The sequence below is a fragment of the Mesorhizobium monacense genome, from assembly GCF_056781675.1.
Genome location: NZ_CM165567.1, coordinates 1448307 through 1463448 on the forward strand (window position 1 = coordinate 1448307; position 15142 = coordinate 1463448).

General features: G+C 63.9%; 14 protein-coding genes and 1 other RNA gene. 14 read left to right on the forward strand and 1 reads right to left on the reverse strand.

Annotated elements, in window-relative coordinates:
- The first annotated feature begins 33 nt into the window (after window positions 1-33).
- The 5 genes from AC1RUK_RS06660 (at window position 34) to rnpB (ending at window position 3287) form a co-directional block, all read left to right on the forward strand.
- Complete coding sequence (locus AC1RUK_RS06660; RefSeq protein ID WP_436172501.1) at window positions 34-231, forward strand: hypothetical protein; 198 nt, start codon at window positions 34-36, stop codon at window positions 229-231.
- A 191-nt stretch (window positions 232-422) separates the two neighbouring features.
- The gene (locus AC1RUK_RS06665) at window positions 423-1142 is read left to right on the forward strand and encodes a TerB family tellurite resistance protein (protein WP_436172500.1); all 720 of its coding nucleotides are present in this window, start codon (window positions 423-425) and stop codon (window positions 1140-1142) included.
- Complete coding sequence (locus AC1RUK_RS06670) at window positions 1139-1906, forward strand: N-acetylmuramoyl-L-alanine amidase (RefSeq protein ID WP_481836263.1); 768 nt, start codon at window positions 1139-1141, stop codon at window positions 1904-1906. Before AC1RUK_RS06665 ends, AC1RUK_RS06670 begins: the two co-directional genes overlap by 4 nt.
- Window positions 1907-2090: 184 nt before the next feature.
- Window positions 2091-2801: a lytic transglycosylase domain-containing protein gene (locus AC1RUK_RS06675; RefSeq protein WP_436172498.1), complete on the forward strand. Its 711-nt coding sequence runs from the start codon at window positions 2091-2093 to the stop codon at window positions 2799-2801.
- Between the two features lie 64 nt (window positions 2802-2865).
- An RNA gene (gene rnpB / locus AC1RUK_RS06680) (RNase P RNA component class A) lies at window positions 2866-3287 on the forward strand.
- A 112-nt stretch (window positions 3288-3399) separates the two neighbouring features.
- Here the strand turns inward: rnpB and AC1RUK_RS06685 are convergent.
- The gene (locus AC1RUK_RS06685; RefSeq protein ID WP_481836262.1) at window positions 3400-4515 is read right to left on the reverse strand and encodes a cystathionine gamma-lyase; all 1116 of its coding nucleotides are present in this window, start codon (window positions 4513-4515) and stop codon (window positions 3400-3402) included.
- Between the two features lie 407 nt (window positions 4516-4922).
- Here AC1RUK_RS06685 and mraZ point away from each other — a divergent pair, with 407 nt between their 5' ends.
- Genes mraZ through ftsW form a run of 9 tightly spaced genes read left to right on the forward strand, consistent with a single transcriptional unit; the run spans window position 4923 to window position 15142 of the window.
- Complete coding sequence (gene mraZ, locus AC1RUK_RS06690) at window positions 4923-5381, forward strand: division/cell wall cluster transcriptional repressor MraZ (RefSeq protein ID WP_481836261.1); 459 nt, start codon at window positions 4923-4925, stop codon at window positions 5379-5381.
- Window positions 5378-6394 (forward strand): 16S rRNA (cytosine(1402)-N(4))-methyltransferase RsmH, encoded by a 1017-nt coding sequence (gene rsmH / locus AC1RUK_RS06695; RefSeq protein ID WP_481836260.1) that lies wholly within the window; start codon window positions 5378-5380, stop codon window positions 6392-6394. Before mraZ ends, rsmH begins: the two co-directional genes overlap by 4 nt.
- A gap of 4 nt (window positions 6395-6398) precedes the next feature.
- Window positions 6399-6794 carry a cell division protein FtsL gene (ftsL, locus tag AC1RUK_RS06700; RefSeq protein ID WP_120012533.1) on the forward strand — a complete coding sequence of 132 codons (396 nt, stop codon included), beginning with the start codon at window positions 6399-6401 and terminating at the stop codon, window positions 6792-6794.
- 32 nt (window positions 6795-6826) lie between these two features.
- A complete protein-coding gene (locus tag AC1RUK_RS06705) occupies window positions 6827-8536 on the forward strand; it encodes a peptidoglycan D,D-transpeptidase FtsI family protein (protein WP_481839559.1) in 1710 nt (569 codons plus the stop codon).
- A 54-nt stretch (window positions 8537-8590) separates the two neighbouring features.
- Window positions 8591-10045: a UDP-N-acetylmuramoyl-L-alanyl-D-glutamate--2,6-diaminopimelate ligase gene (locus AC1RUK_RS06710; RefSeq protein WP_481836259.1), complete on the forward strand. Its 1455-nt coding sequence runs from the start codon at window positions 8591-8593 to the stop codon at window positions 10043-10045.
- Complete coding sequence (locus AC1RUK_RS06715; protein WP_481836258.1) at window positions 10042-11475, forward strand: UDP-N-acetylmuramoylalanyl-D-glutamyl-2,6-diaminopimelate--D-alanyl-D-alanine ligase; 1434 nt, start codon at window positions 10042-10044, stop codon at window positions 11473-11475. Before AC1RUK_RS06710 ends, AC1RUK_RS06715 begins: the two co-directional genes overlap by 4 nt.
- 24 nt (window positions 11476-11499) lie before the next feature.
- Window positions 11500-12582, forward strand: a complete 1083-nt coding sequence (mraY, locus tag AC1RUK_RS06720; protein ID WP_481836257.1) for a phospho-N-acetylmuramoyl-pentapeptide-transferase — start codon at window positions 11500-11502, stop codon at window positions 12580-12582.
- 8 nt (window positions 12583-12590) lie between these two features.
- Window positions 12591-13991 carry a UDP-N-acetylmuramoyl-L-alanine--D-glutamate ligase gene (gene murD / locus AC1RUK_RS06725; protein ID WP_481836256.1) on the forward strand — a complete coding sequence of 467 codons (1401 nt, stop codon included), beginning with the start codon at window positions 12591-12593 and terminating at the stop codon, window positions 13989-13991.
- Complete coding sequence (gene ftsW / locus AC1RUK_RS06730; RefSeq protein WP_481836255.1) at window positions 13991-15142, forward strand: putative lipid II flippase FtsW; 1152 nt, start codon at window positions 13991-13993, stop codon at window positions 15140-15142. Before murD ends, ftsW begins: the two co-directional genes overlap by 1 nt.

Genomic DNA, 15142 nt, shown 5'->3' on the forward strand with positions numbered 1-15142 from the left:
AGGAACGTGAGCGTTTGTTGAAGGAGAGATGTGATGAAGAAACTCATTCTTGCGTCGCTTTCGGCGCTTGCCCTGCTTGGGGTGGCAGCGTGCAGCGACAGCGGCACAGACAACACCACAACGCAGAGCACAAATCCGCCGGCAGCCGAGCAGCCGATGCAGCCTGCCGCCCCGGCAGCTCCTGACGCTACGAAGCCTGCCGAACCGGCTCCGGCAGCACCTGCGCAGTAGTATGAGATGAGCGGAAAGGCCGGCATCAAGCCGGCCTTTTCCTGCCAGAATACCCGCATTGCGAGCGAGCGCTATAGCGCTCGGTTGCATGGCAAGGGTTGGGTTGCTTCGTCAGGCGTTCCGCAAATCGATCGGGCCTGCGGCACTGTCTTCGCTTGATAGCGGTGGTCGGTTCGCACTAAGTAGCCCTTATGTCGATTTGGGACCGCCTCGGCGACTTCATCACACGCGTTTCGTCTTCAGCGTCGTCAGGCGTCGCCGATGTCGTGGAGGCGGTGCGGACCGTTTTCTCCGGTGACCCGGATCTGCGGCGCCGTGTCGCCTTTTCGGTGGCGATGATCGCGCTGTCGGCCAAGATGGCCAAAGCCGACGGTATCGTCACCCAGAACGAGGTGCGCGCCTTCCAGGAAATATTCGAGGTTCCGCCGAAGGAGACGCGCAACGTCGCGCGTCTTTACGATCTGGCCAAGCGGGACGTCGCCGGGTTCGAAATCTACGCTGCGCGCATGGCGCAGTTGTGCGGCTCGGGCCATGCGAACTGCATGATGCTTGAGGACATACTCGACGGCCTCTTCCACATAGCCAAGGCCGACGGGCTGATCCACGAACGCGAAGGCCTGTTCCTGCACCGCATCGCCCAGATTTTCCGGATCGACGAGGCACATTACCAGAGTATCCTGGCGCGGCACGTCGATCTCGGTGCAGCCGATCCCTATGTCGTGCTCGGCATCGAGCGCGGAAAACCATTCGAGGAGATCAGGAAACGCTACCGCAAGCTGGTTTCCGACAATCATCCCGACCGGCTGATCGCACGCGGACTGCCGCAGGAATTCATCAAGATCGCCACGACCAGGGTCGCGGCGATCAACGCCGCCTATGAGATGATCGAGCGGGGTCTACGGCACGTATGAGCGGTTTCCTGTCCGACGAGCCGAGCGTCGAGGTCAGGGTATCGCCGAATTTCGGCCTGCGGCGCGACACGCTCAAGCCCGACATGATCGTGCTGCACTATACCGGTATGGCAACGGGGGCCGGTGCCGAGGCATGGCTGTGCGATCCGTCGAGCGAGGTTTCCGCCCACTATCTCGTCCATGAGGATGGCCGCGTCGTCCAGATGGTGAGGGAAAGCGACCGCGCATGGCATGCCGGCAAGAGCTCGTGGTTCGGGCACACCGACATCAACTCCTGTTCGGTCGGCATCGAGATCGTCAATCCCGGCCATTCACTCGGCTATCCCGCTTTCCCAAAGCGGCAGATCACAGCCGTAACCGGCCTGTGCGCCGGGATCGTCCGGCGCCATTCCATTCCGGCGCAAAGGGTGCTGGCCCATTCCGACGTCGCGCCGGGGCGCAAGATCGATCCGGGCGAAAAATTCCCCTGGAAAGCCCTGTTCGCGGCCGGTGTAGGCCACCTCGTCCCTGCGGCGCCGGTCAGGCGGGGTACCGTGCTCAAGGCAGGCGATACGGGCCCGGAAGTCGAGGCGCTGCAGTCGATGCTGGCGGTCTATGGCTACGGGGTTGAGATATCAGGTGCGTTCGACCGGCAGACCGAGATCGTGGTCGAAGCCTTTCAGCGGCATTTCCGCCCGCGCCTTGTCGACGGCGTGGCCGACGGCTCGACGATCCGCACGCTGCAAAGGCTGCTGGCTTCCGCTAAGGCAATGCCGTCGAAGTAATCCTTTTTGAGTCGATAAATTACAATCTGTCACGCAAAGTGACTTGCACCGCCTTCTTTGCCGCCAATTCGGCCCTCAAAGGCGAGCCGTGCAAATTATCGGACCTTTATCCCCCCGGATGTACCGATATTGATTGGTGTAGCCGCGTGAAGTTCTTCGCGCGGTTCAAACAGAACAGGACCCCATGCAGAAATTGACCGTTTTAACGGCAGCTGTTGCTGCCGGTGTAATGACTTTTGCCATCGGTGCGGCGAATGGCGCACCACTGAGCCAGAGGGCAGACCAGGGATTCTCCGCCGTACCCGCCAAGACTGCCCTGCCGAAAGCGGCTCAGGCAGCAAAAGCCAAGAGGACGGCCACTGCGAAGGTCGAAAAGGCAGCTGCGGTGAAGGCTCGAAAGTCGAAGGCCAAGCGGCATGTGAAGCGCAACAGGAAGAGCATCGACCTGACGACGACGGCATCGATCCGCCCGCAGAATGTCGCAGTGACTGCAGCGGCACCAGCCGAGACCGGCCAGTATTCGGCGATCATCGCCCGCTATGCGGCGGCCGAAGGCGTGCCGATGTCGCTGGCCAAGGCCGTGATCAAGATCGAGAGCAACTACCGGCCGAACATTGTCGGCGGCGCCGGCGAGATCGGCCTGATGCAGATCAAGCCGGCGACGGCGCGCATGATGGGCTATACCGGCTCGGTCAAGGGACTGTTCAACCCCGACACCAACATCAAATACGGCATGAAGTACCTTGCCATGGCGCGGGGCCTCGGTGGCGGTACCACTTGCGGCACGATCCTGAAGTACAATGCCGGCCACGCCGCCAAACGCATGAACCCGGTGTCGGCGGCCTATTGCAGCAAGGTGAAGGTGCAGATGGCCGCGCTTGGGACACCCGCGTGACCGGCCAGGCATAAGCTGCTTTTTTCGTTTGCGTTTTCAGGCGTGAACCCCTTTATACGCTCTGCCAGCTGGCCGGGCGGCCGCACCCGCGAAGCCGAAAGGCTGCGGGTGAGGAAAGTCCGGGCTCCATGGAGACACGGTGCCGGTTAATGGCCGGCGGGGGCGACCCCAGGGAAAGTGCCACAGAAAGCAAACCGCCACGGCATCCGGTGTCCGCAAGGCCACCGGGATCCGCGGCAAGGGTGAAAGGGTGGGGTAAGAGCCCACCGCGCGACTGGCAACAGGAGCGGCACGGTAAACCCCACCGGGAGCAAGACCGAATAGGGGCGGTGCGAGGGGAAACCCTCGAGGGCTGTTTCCAGCTCACCGTCCGGGTAGGTTGCGTGAGGCGCATGGCAACATGCGCCCAAGATGAATGGCCGCCACGTTCTCGGGCCGCAAGGCGCGAGGGCCATACAGAACCCGGCTTACAGGCCAGCTGGCAATTTCTCCCGCAATTTCTTGGTTCAAACGAAATCCTTTTGATTTCGGTGGCTTGCGCCTTCGGGCGCAGCTGTCGCTACATAGAAGCCGATGACGTCGGCTCGTAGTGGATTTGTCAATCGCGGATTCTGTCCAGCGATGCTTCGATCGCCTGCCAAAGCTCCTCCACCGGCTCGCAGCCGACCGACAGGCGCACGAAACCGGGAGGCACGGCGTCTCCGCGTTTGGCGCGCCGTTCGGCGGAGGTGTGAACGCCGCCGAAGGAGGTCGCCGCCTCAATCAGCGGGCAGTTGTTGATGAATGCCTCGGCCTTCTCTTCCGAGGCCAGTTCGAACGAGACGAGAAAGCCGAAGCGTTCCATCTGGGCGCGGGCAAGATTGTGCGACGGATCGCCTTCCAGCCCAGGAAAGCGCAGCCCGCTTACGGCGCGATGATCCTTCAGCCTTTGCGCGATGATCTCCGCCGAAGAACACATGCGGTCGAAACGCACGTCCAGCGTTTCGAGGCCGCGATGCACCAGCCACGCCTCGAACGGTCCAGGGATGGCGCCTGACATCTCTCGCCAGCCGGTCACGGCAGCGATGATGTCGTCGCTGCGGCTGGCGACGTGGCCGAACAGCACGTCGGAATGGCCGTTGGTCGCTTTGGTGTCGGCGGAGACGACGATGTCGGCGCCGAGGTCGAGCGGGCGCTGGCCGAAGGGCGTCATCGCCGTGTTGTCGGCAACGAGGATCGCGCCGGCTTCGTGGGCGGCCTTGGCGACAGCGGCGATATCGCAAATATCCAGTTGCGGGTTCGAAGGGGTCTCGACGAAAGCCAGGCGATAGCCGGCGAAGCCACCGTCGAGAAAGGTCGATGTCGGCCGCAGGTCATAGGCAACACCGAATGGCTTGAGGAAGCCTTCGGCCAGCGCTCGCGTGGCGTGATAGCCGTCCGATGGCAAAAGCACACGGTCGCCGGACTTCAGAAGCGCGAAAAAAATCGCCGAGATCGCGGCCATTCCGGACGGGAAGCCGATGCATCGGGCGTTTTCCAGATGACCAAGGGCGTGCTCGACGGCATCCCAGGTCGGATTGCTGTAGCGGCCATATTCATTGAAACCGGTCGCATCCCCTGGCGTGTGAAAGATGGCGGCCATGGTCAGCGACAAGGGGATCGGGTCGCCCGTAGCGAATCCGCTGTTGCGCAAATGGGCAAGCGCCGCGGCGCGCGACCTGGCTGTTTCGGACATAGATCTCACACCCTGCTGCCAACGGAAGAAGACCGGGTGACGCTATGCGTGCCAACGGGTTGCAGCAAGCGCCCTCCGGTTGGGCCACGGGGCTCTAAACCCTTCGTTAGGCTTAATAGAGGATAAAGACGGGAGTGCCGTCACAGCTGCGTTCCCAGGTTGTCGCGCGCACGTTTGTGAAGCCTGTTCCCGTTGACGCCCATAGTGCCCCATGATATCCCATTCTGATACCAAAGCCTTCGTTCCGCGTCAGGGTGAAGCGTACGCCAATCGGGCAGCCGCGGCGGCTGCGCGTTTGCGGTTTTTTGCCTCGGTGGACGGAGCGAGTTTTCGGAAGGGACCGCGCTGCGGCGGTGCGGGCGAAACGATGGAGAGGGGTGCGGCGGCGGAAGCGGCTGTAGCGCGTAATGGACCGGTTTCTGTCAAGCGCGGTGAACAGGATCGATGCGAAGGGACGGGTCTCCGTTCCGGCGCATTTCCGCTCGGTCGTGCAGAAACGCGGCTATTCGGACCTCTATGCGTTGCGCTGCCTGGATATCCCGGCCATGGATGTCGGCGGCCTCGACCTGCTCGACCGCTACGAGCAGCGCATCGCGCAGGAGGATCCCTTCCTGCAGGCGGCGGACGACATGTCCTTCTTCTGCCATGGCGACGGGTCGTTCCTGAAACTGGACCAGGACGGCCGTATCACGATGACCGATTTCATCCGCGAGCATACCGGCATTTCGGCGGAAGTGGCCTTTGTCGGTCGCGGCAACTTCTTCCAGATCTGGGAGCCGGGGCGGCTTGCCGCCTATGGAGCGCAGGCGCGCGCCCGGCTTTTGCAGCTTCGGCAGGGGACGAAGCCTGGGGAGCGACCGGAATGATGGTGGGCGACGGCGATGATCTTCACGCCGTTGGCGGACCAGTCCGTCACATTCCGGTCCTCCTTGCCGAAGTGCTGGAGGCGCTTTCGCCCAAAGCGGGTGACATGGTCGTCGACGGCACGTTCGGCGCCGGCGGCTACACCAAAGCCATTCTTGCGACCGGTGCTTCGGTCGTGGCCATCGACCGCGATCCCGATGCCATCGCGGCTGGTCGCGTTCTCGAACAGCAATCGGGTGGCCGGCTGCGGCTGGTGCAGGCGCCGTTCTCGACACTCGACGACCATGTCGAAAGCGCCGACGGCGTCGTGCTCGACATCGGCGTCTCTTCCATGCAACTCGACCAGGCCGAGCGCGGCTTCTCGTTCCGCAACGATGGACCACTCGACATGCGGATGGCGCAGGCTGGGCTCAGCGCGGCAGACGTCGTCAACAGCTTCAAGGCGGGAGACCTTGCGCGCATCTTCGGCTTTCTGGGCGAGGAGCGTCACGCCGGCCGCATCGCCCGTATGATCGAGAGCCGCCGCGAAAAGCGGCCGTTCGAGCGCACGCTCGACCTCGCCGACGCCATCGAGACGCATATCGGCCGGGCGCCGAAGGACAAGATCCATCCGGCGACACGCGTCTTCCAGGCGTTGCGCATCTTCGTCAATGACGAGCTTGGCGAACTGGCCAAGGCGCTGTTTGCGGCCGAGCGTGCGCTTAAGCCCGGTGGGCGGCTGGCGGTGGTGACGTTCCATTCGCTGGAGGACCGCATCGTCAAGCGCTTCATCGCCGACCGCTCCGATGCGGCGAGCGGCTCGCGCCACATGCCGGAGGCGCAGGCGCGCCTGGCGACTTTTCGCAAGGCCGGCGGTGGCGTGACGGCGGGCGATGCCGAGATCGCAGCCAACCCGCGAGCACGTTCGGCCAGGCTGCGCGCGGCAATCCGCACCGAGGCGCCGGCGCGCGGCGGCGATTTTTCGATTTTCGGCCTTCCAAAGCTTCCCGGCATCGACCTGCCAGGAGAGAGGTGAGCACGTGTTTCGTACCAGCGACATAGTCCTTATCGCGGTCATGGTCTCGGCGGCCGCCCTGACCTACAAGACCAAGCGCGAGGCCGAGGAACAATTGGCCGCGGTGCAGAAGATCCAGGCGCAGATCCACTATGAGGAGGACACGATCGACCTTCTGAAGGCGGATTGGAGCCTGCTCACCCAACCGTCGCGCCTGCAGAAGCTGGCCGAAATCTACAAGTCGCAGCTGGGACTCGAGCCGGTCAATGCGCGCCAGATCGTCGGCCTCGACGATCTTCCGGCAAAGCCGGTCAATATCGAGGACCTTTCATCCCAGCGGCTGGGCGGCATGGCCGACAATTCCGGCAAAGGACCTTCGGGCGGCAAGGATCCCGTGGTGACCGGAGGCATCGTCCAATGATCGCCAGACTTCCAGCAATGATCAGACTTCCAATGATCGGCGGGCTGCTGAAGCGTCGCGCCAGGCTCGGCGAAGACAGCTCGATCGTCGTCGAGGGTGCCCGCAAGGCGACCGGCGGCAAGGCCAGGACGCGCATCGTCATGACGATGGCGGTGTTCTTCGGCATCTATTCGGCCATCGCCGGCAGGCTGGTCTATCTCGGCTTCCAGAATCCCGACATGTCGGGTGGGCCGCAGAGCCGGGTGACCGCGTCGCGGCCCGATATCGTCGATCGCAACGGCGAGGTGCTGGCGACCGACATCAAGACGGCCTCGCTGTTTGCCGAGCCGCGCCGCATCGTCGACGCCGACGAGGCGATCGAGAAGCTCTCGACTGTGCTTCCCGAGATCGACTACGAACAGACCTATCACAAGCTGAAGAGCGGCGCCGGCTTCGTCTGGCTGCAGCGGCAGCTGACACCGAAGCAGCAGGCTGACATCATGCAGCTCGGCATCCCCGGCTTTGGCTTCCGTACCGAAAAACGCCGCTTCTATCCTGCCGGCGAGACCTCGTCCTACATCGTCGGTCTCACCAACATCGACAACCAGGGTATCTCCGGCATGGAGAAATATGTCGACGAGCAGGGTCTGACCGACCTTCAGGCGTCGGGCTTGGCGGTGGCCAGGGACCTGAAGCCGGTGCAGCTCTCGATCGACCTGCGCGTCCAGCACATCGTGCGCGACGAGGTCGCCACCGGCATGGAACGCTTCCACGCCATCGCCGCCGGCGCCGTCGTGCTCAACGTCAAGACCGGCGAAGTGCTGGCGATGGCTTCGGTGCCGGACTTCGACCCCAACAATCCCTACAATGCCCAGGACAAGGACCGGTTGAACCGCATGTCGGCGGGCCTCTACGAGATGGGTTCGACGTTCAAGAGCTTCACCACCGCCATGGCGCTGGATTCAGGCAAGGTGACCCTGGAGAGCCGGTTCGACGCCTCGCGTCCGATCAGGATCGGCCATCAGACCATTCATGACTTCCACGGCAAGGGCCGCGTGCTGTCGGTGCCGGAGGTGTTCATCTATTCCTCCAATATCGGTTCGGCCAAGGAGGCCGAAGCGGTGGGCATCGAAGGGCATCGCGAATTCCTGCATCGCCTCGGCATTCTCGAGAAGATGCAGACCGAACTCCCCGAAGTCGCGCGTCCGACCGAGCCCAAGGTGTGGAAACAGGTCAATTCGATTACCATCGCCTTCGGCCACGGCGTGTCGACGACCCCGCTGCAGACCGCCGTCGGCTGCGCCGCGCTGATGAATGGCGGCTACCTGATCGAGCCGACATTCCTGCCGCGCACGCAGGAGGAAGCGATGACGGTGGCCAAGAAAGTGGTCAGCGAAAAGACCGTCGAGGGCATGCGCTATCTCTATGCGCTCAACGCCGAGAAGGGCTCGGGCAAAAGCGCCAGGGTCCCGGGCTATCGCGTTGGCGGCAAGACCGGAACGGCGGAGAAGGTCGTCAACGGCCGCTACTCGAAGGACAAGAATTTCAATGCCTTCGTCGCCGCTTTCCCGATGGACGATCCGCAATACATCGTGCTGACGATCGCCGACGAGCCGAAGCCGGAAAAGCCCGGCATGGGCGCCACCGCGGGTTCGAATGCGGGCATCATGGCGGGCAATATCATCCGGCGCGCGGCTTCAATGCTTGGCGTGAAGCCAGATTTCAGCCATGAAAATGGTGCAACGCTGGTTTCCTATCAGTGATTCTTGGGGCGCGCCGGCAACTGCGCGCTATTTTGTTGCGATGAACGGGTTTCGATGCAGCTGAAAGAACTAGCCGGTATCCTGCCTGTCGAGGGAACAGCTTCCCTCGACCTGGAGGTGACCGGGATCTCCTCGGATTCCCGCCAGGTAGAACCGGGCGTCGTCTTTTTCGCGCTCACCGGTACCAAGGCGGATGGCGCGGCCTATGCAGAGGATGCCGCGAAGCGCGGCGCAGCAGTGATCGTGGCGGCCAAGTCCAGCGCCATTGCCGGGCTGTCGGTCCCGGTTCTTGCCGTCGACGACCCGCGCCTGGCGCTGGCGCTGAGCGCCGCCCGCTTCTTTGGCAGGCAGCCTGAGACCATGGTGGCGGTGACGGGCACCAGCGGCAAGACGTCGGTCGCCGCCTTCACACGGCAGATCTGGGAGCAGGCCGGCCTTGCCGCCGCTTCGATCGGCACCACCGGCGTGGTGGCGCCCGGCCGCAACGACTATGGTTCGCTGACCACGCCCGACCCGGTGGCGCTTCACCAGCTGTTGCGCGAACTTGCGGATGCCGGCGTCACCCACGCGTCGATGGAGGCCTCCAGCCATGGCCTTGACCAGCGCCGGCTGGACGGCGTCAAGCTCGCCGCCGGCGGCTTCACCAATCTCGGCCGCGACCACATGGACTATCACCCGACCGTCGAGGAGTATCACCAGGCGAAATTGCGCCTGTTCGACACGCTGCTGCCCAAGGGTGCGCCGGCGGTCATCTTCGCCGACGACCCGTGGTCGACGCCGACGATTCATGCGGCGCGGGCGGCCGGGCTCGAGGTGCTGACAGTGGGTCGTCACGGCGATTTCCTCAGGCTGAAGCGGGTCGAGCATGAGCGCCATCGCCAGCGCGCCGAAGTCGAGGCCGACGGCGTGCTGCACGAAATCGACCTGCCGCTGGCCGGCGATTTCCAGATCGCGAACGCGCTGGTTTCTGCGGGTCTGGCCATTTCTACTGGAACCCCGACCGCCAAGGCTCTGATCGCATTGGAGAAATTGAAGGGGGCCCCGGGCCGGCTCGATCTCGTCGGCACCACCGCCAATGGTGCACCCGTCTATGTCGATTACGCCCACAAGCCGGACGCGCTGGAAAACGTGCTCGCTTCGGTGCGGCCGTTCACCACCGGCCGCGTCATCGTGGTCTTCGGCTGCGGCGGTGATCGCGACCGGGGCAAGCGGCCGATCATGGGCGAGATCGCCACTCGCCTGGCCGATGTTGTCATCGTCACCGACGACAATCCGCGTTCGGAAGTCCCGGAAACGATCCGCGCCGCGATCCTGGCAGCCGCGCCCGGCGCCATCGAGATTGGCGACCGCCGCAAGGCGATCCACGAGGCGGTGGCCATGCTGCACGCCGGCGATACGCTGATCGTGGCCGGCAAGGGTCACGAGGAAGGCCAGACCATCGGCGCCGAGACGTTGCATTTCTCCGACCACGAGGAAGTCCGTGCGGCGCTCAGGGAGCGCGCCGCATGACTTTCCTGTGGTCCTCCGAAGCGCTGGTCGATGCCATGGGCGGCCGGCCGATCGGCCCGATGCCGGAGGGCATATCCGGCATTTCGATCGACAGCCGCAGCCTGAAGCCGGGGGACGCCTTCTTCGCCATCAAGGGCGAGGCGATGGATGGCCATGATTTCGCGACAGCCGCCGTCAAGGCCGGCGCCGGCGTGCTGGTCGTCGCCGAGGGCAAATTGCCGTCGCTGGGGCGCCTGACCGCGCCGATGATCGTCGTCCAGGACGTGCTCGCCGCGCTGGAAGAGCTCGGCGTCGCGGCCCGCGCGCGCTCCAACGCCAGGATCATCGCGGTGACCGGCTCGGCCGGCAAGACCACCACCAAGGAAGCGCTGCGCCACGTGCTGTCGGCGGTCGGCAAGGTGCACGCCTCGGCGCAGTCGTTCAACAACCATTGGGGCGTGCCGCTGACGCTGGCGCGGATGCCCGCCGATTGCGATCATGCCGTGTTCGAGATCGGCATGAACCATCCGGACGAAATCCGGCCGCTGGTCAAGATGGTCCGCCCGCATGTCGCCATCGTCACGCTGATCGCAGCGGCGCATCTCGGCTTCTTCAAAAATCTCGACGAAATCGCCAAGGCCAAGGCTGAGATCTTCGAGGGGCTGGAACCGGACGGCGCCGCCCTGCTCAACCGCGACGACGGGCGCTGGAAACTGTTGGACAAGATGGCAAGGGCCGCCGGTGTCGAGCATGTCTTCGGCTTCGGCGAAAACGCCCGCTCGACCTTCAGACTGATCAAATGCGAACTGCATGCCGACCATTCCATGATCACCGCCAGGATCGGCGGGCAGGACGTCGCCGCCCGCATCGGTGCGCCCGGCCGACACATGGTGCAGAATGTGCTGGCCGTGCTGGGCGCGGCGCAACTGGTCGGCGCCGATATCGGCACGGTGGCCTCGGCGCTGGCCAACCTCTCGGCTGAGCGCGGCCGCGGCAAGCGCCACATATTGCGCCATCCGAAAGGGCCGATCACGCTGATCGACGAAAGTTACAACGCCAATCCGGCCTCGATGCAGGCGGCGATGGCGCTGCTCAACGCAACGCCTGTGTCGGGCGAGGGCAGGCGCATCGCCGTGCTCGGCGACATGCTCGAGCTCGGCGACCATTCGGCGAAGCTGCACGCAGCCCTTGCCGATCTGATCGTCGGCACCGAAACGCGCACGGTCTTTCTCGGCGGCCCTGAAATGCGGGCATTGGCGGACATCTTGCCCGACGATATCGAAACGCAGTATCGCGCCGGCGCCGAGGAATTGAAGCCGCTGCTGCTGTCGGCGTTGAAGCCTGGCGACGTGGTGATGGTCAAATCGTCGAAAGGCATCGGTTTTTCAAAGCTGGTCGAGGCTTTGCTCGGCAAATTTCCGGCGCAAGCCACAACCATTGAACAGACCTAAGGCCGGCCCGGGGGACGGAGTTTCATGTTCACATTGCTCGTCGATTTCGCGGACAAGATCTCGGTCTTCAACGTCTTCCGCTACATCACCTTCCGCACCGGCGGGGCGCTGATCACCTCGGTGCTGATCGTCTTCATCTTCGGGCCGACCATCATCAATTCGCTCAGGCTGCGGCAGGGCAAGGGCCAGCCGATCCGCGCCGATGGGCCGCAGACACATTTCAAGAAAGCCGGCACGCCGACCATGGGCGGGCTGATGATCCTTTGCGGCATCATCGGCTCGTCGCTTTTGTGGGCAAACCTTTCCAGCATCTATGTCTGGGTGGTGATGCTGGTGACGCTCGGCTTCGGTTCGATCGGTTTCTACGACGACTATCTGAAGGTGACCAAGCAGTCGCATCTGGGCTTTTCCGGCAAGGCAAGGCTGGCGCTCGAATTCATCATCGCCGGCATCGCCGCCTGGGTGATCATGCATAATGGCCAGGCGCCGTTCTCGTCGTCGCTGACCTTCCCCTTCGCCAAGGAATTCATCGTCAATCTCGGCTGGTTCTTCGTGCCGTTCTCCTGCTTCGTCATCGTTGGCGCCGGCAATGCGGTGAACCTGACCGATGGACTCGATGGACTGGCGATCGTGCCGATCATGATCGCTGCGGCCTCCTTCGGCGTCATCGCCTATCTCTCCGGCAATGCGGTGTTCGCCGAATATCTGCAGATCCATTTTGTCCCCGGCACCGGCGAACTGGCGGTCGTGCTCGGCGCGGTCATCGGCGCCGGCCTCGGTTTCCTGTGGTTCAACGCCCCGCCGGCGGCGATCTTCATGGGCGACACCGGCTCGCTGGCGATGGGCGGCCTGATCGGCACCGTCGCGGTGGCGACCAAGCACGAGATCGTCCTGGTCATCGTCGGCGGCCTGTTCGTGGTGGAGATCCTGTCTGTCATCATCCAGGTCGGCTACTTCAAGATGACCGGCAAGCGCGTGTTCCTGATGGCGCCGATCCATCACCATTTCGAAAAGCTCGGCTGGACCGAAAGCCAGGTGGTGATCCGCTTCTGGATCATCGCGGTGATCCTGGCGCTGGTCGGCCTGTCGACCCTCAAGCTCAGATAGGACGCCGCTTGATCCCCGCCTCATCCTTCGCAGGTAAGCGTGTCTCGCTCTTCGGGCTCGGCGGTTCGGGGATCGCCACCGCGCATGCGCTGATCGCCGGCGGGGCCGAGATCCTTGCCTGGGACGACAATCCGGACAGCGTCGCCAAGGCAGCGGCGGCGGGTATCGCGACGAAAGACCTGCGTGGCGCCAGCTGGGCCGGGTTTTCCGCCTTCGTGCTGTCGCCCGGTGTGCCGTTGACGCATCCGAAGCCGCACTGGGCAGTGGAGCTCGCACGCGGTGCAGGCGTCGAGGTGATCGGCGACATCGAGCTGTTCTGCCGCGAGCGGATTTTGCGTGCGCCTGAGGCACCGTTCATTGCCATCACCGGCACGAACGGCAAGTCGACGACGACGGCGCTGACGGCGCATATCCTGAAATCGGCCGGACGGGACACGCAGATGGGCGGCAATATCGGCCGTGCCATCATGACGCTCGATCCGCCAGAGGCGGGCCGGCATTACGTCGTGGAATGCTCGTCCTACCAGATCGACCTCGCGCCCTCAATCAATCCGACGGCCGGCATCCTGCTCAATTTGACGCCGGACCATCTCGACCGGCACGGCACCATGCAGCACTACGCCTCGATCAAGGAGCGGCTGGTGGCCGGCAGCGAGACCGCGATCGTCGGCGTAGACGATTCCTGGTGCGCCCAGATCGCCGACCGGCTGGAGCGGGCGGGCAGGCAGGTCATCCGCATTTCCAAGCGCCTGCCGCTGACCGACGGCTATTTCGCCGACGGCGGCAATCTGATGGAAGCAATAAATGGCCGCTACAGCCGCGTCGCCTTCCTCGATGGCATCGGCTCGCTGCGCGGCCAGCATAACGCGCAGAATGCACTGGCCGCGGTCGCCGCCTGCCTGAAGGTCGGATTGGAGCTGGGCGAGATCCAGGCCGGGCTGGAGAGCTTTCCCGGGCTGGCTCACCGCATGGAGCAGGTCGGCCGCAAGGACCATGTGCTGTTCATCAACGATTCCAAGGCGACCAACGCCGATGCGGCCGCACCGGCACTGTCGAGTTTCTCGCGCATCTACTGGATTGCCGGCGGACTGCCCAAGGAAGGCGGCATCGAGCCGCTGCGCGGCTTCTTTCCGCGCATCGCCAAGGCCTATCTGATCGGCGAGGCAGCACCGGCCTTCTCGGCGACGCTCGGCGAGGCCGTGCCTTACGAGATTTCTGGCACGCTGGCGGCCGCGGTCGCGCATGCGGCCAACGACGCCGCGCGCGACGACGGCGGCGAGGCGGTGGTGCTTTTGTCGCCGGCTTGCGCCAGTTTCGACCAGTTCAAGAATTTCGAAGTGCGCGGCGAAGCCTTCAGGCAAGCTGCGAGCGCTATAGATGGTGTGAAACCCATCGGAGGGTCACGATAATGCAAAGCCGTCTCGACAAAAGTCCGGTTGCGACCTGGTGGTGGACGATCGATCGCTGGTTCCTGGCGGCGTTCCTGTCACTGATGGGGCTGGGCATCGTGCTGTCCTTCGCGGCGAGCCCGGCAGTGGCCGAACGCATCGGCCTCGACAGCTTCCACTTCGCCACCAGGCAGATCATCTTCACCATACCGGCGCTGGGCGTGATGCTGGCCGTCTCCTTTCTGGAGTCGAGGCAGATCCGGCGCACGGCGCTGGCGATGCTGTGCATCATGCTCGTGCTGATGGTCGTGGTGCTCTACATCGGCGTCGAGGTGAAGGGAGCCCGGCGCTGGATATCGCTTGCCGGGCTGTCGATCCAGCCGTCGGAATTCCTGAAGCCGGCCTTCGTCATCGTCTGTGCCTGGTTGTTCGCCGAACACAAGCGCCAGCCGGACATTCCCGGCAATCTGTTTGCCATGCTGCTGCTGATCCTGGTCATCTCGCTTCTGGTCGCCCAGCCGGATCTCGGTCAGACCATGCTGGTGACCGGCACCTGGGGCGTGATGTTCTTCATGGCAGGCCTGCCATGGATGTGGATCATTGCGCTTGGCGTAACCGGCGCCAGCGGCCTGTTTGCCGCCTACACCGTGTTCCCGCACGTCGCCGCCCGCATCGACAAATTCTTGACCGGCGAGGGCGATACTTTCCAGGTCGACATGGGGCGCGAGGCGCTGATCAATGGCGGCTGGTTCGGCGTCGGCCCGGGTGAGGGCACAGTCAAGCGGGTCATTCCCGACAGCCACGCCGACTTCGTCTTTTCGGTCGCCGGCGAGGAGTTCGGGCTGATCATGTGCTTCTTCATCATGTCGATCTTCGCCTTCATCGTGCTGCGCGGCCTCAACACGGCGCTGAAGGAACAGGACGATTTCACGCGCTATGCCGTCGGTGGGCTGGTCACCGTCTTTGGCCTGCAGTCGGTCATCAACATGTGCGTCAACCTGCAGCTCATGCCGGCCAAGGGCATGACGCTGCCGTTCATCTCCTATGGCGGCTCCTCGCAGATCGCCATCGCGATCTCGATGGGCATGGTGCTGGCTTTGACGCGCAAGCGGCCGGAAAAGCGCAAGCAGATGGGCTTTGCGTTCTCTCAGCGCGCCATGCCGGCGGAGTGA

Bases quoted from the DNA above. Each gene is read 5' to 3' on its own strand.
- mraY (WP_481836257.1), top strand. From the start codon at position 11,500: ATGTTCACATTGCTCGTCGATTTCGCGGACAAGATCTCGGTCTTCAAC.
- AC1RUK_RS06665 (WP_436172500.1), top strand. From the start codon at position 423: ATGTCGATTTGGGACCGCCTCGGCGACTTCATCACACGCGTTTCGTCT.
- ftsW (WP_481836255.1), top strand. From the start codon at position 13,991: ATGCAAAGCCGTCTCGACAAAAGTCCGGTTGCGACCTGGTGGTGGACG.
- AC1RUK_RS06675 (WP_436172498.1), top strand. From the start codon at position 2,091: ATGCAGAAATTGACCGTTTTAACGGCAGCTGTTGCTGCCGGTGTAATG.
- AC1RUK_RS06670 (WP_481836263.1), top strand. From the start codon at position 1,139: ATGAGCGGTTTCCTGTCCGACGAGCCGAGCGTCGAGGTCAGGGTATCG.
- AC1RUK_RS06715 (WP_481836258.1), top strand. From the start codon at position 10,042: ATGACTTTCCTGTGGTCCTCCGAAGCGCTGGTCGATGCCATGGGCGGC.
- mraZ (WP_481836261.1), top strand. From the start codon at position 4,923: ATGGACCGGTTTCTGTCAAGCGCGGTGAACAGGATCGATGCGAAGGGA.
- AC1RUK_RS06660 (WP_436172501.1), top strand. From the start codon at position 34: ATGAAGAAACTCATTCTTGCGTCGCTTTCGGCGCTTGCCCTGCTTGGG.
- rsmH (WP_481836260.1), top strand. From the start codon at position 5,378: ATGATGGTGGGCGACGGCGATGATCTTCACGCCGTTGGCGGACCAGTC.
- AC1RUK_RS06710 (WP_481836259.1), top strand. From the start codon at position 8,591: ATGCAGCTGAAAGAACTAGCCGGTATCCTGCCTGTCGAGGGAACAGCT.
- AC1RUK_RS06685 (WP_481836262.1), bottom strand. From the start codon at position 4,515: ATGTCCGAAACAGCCAGGTCGCGCGCCGCGGCGCTTGCCCATTTGCGC.
- AC1RUK_RS06705 (WP_481839559.1), top strand. From the start codon at position 6,827: ATGATCGGCGGGCTGCTGAAGCGTCGCGCCAGGCTCGGCGAAGACAGC.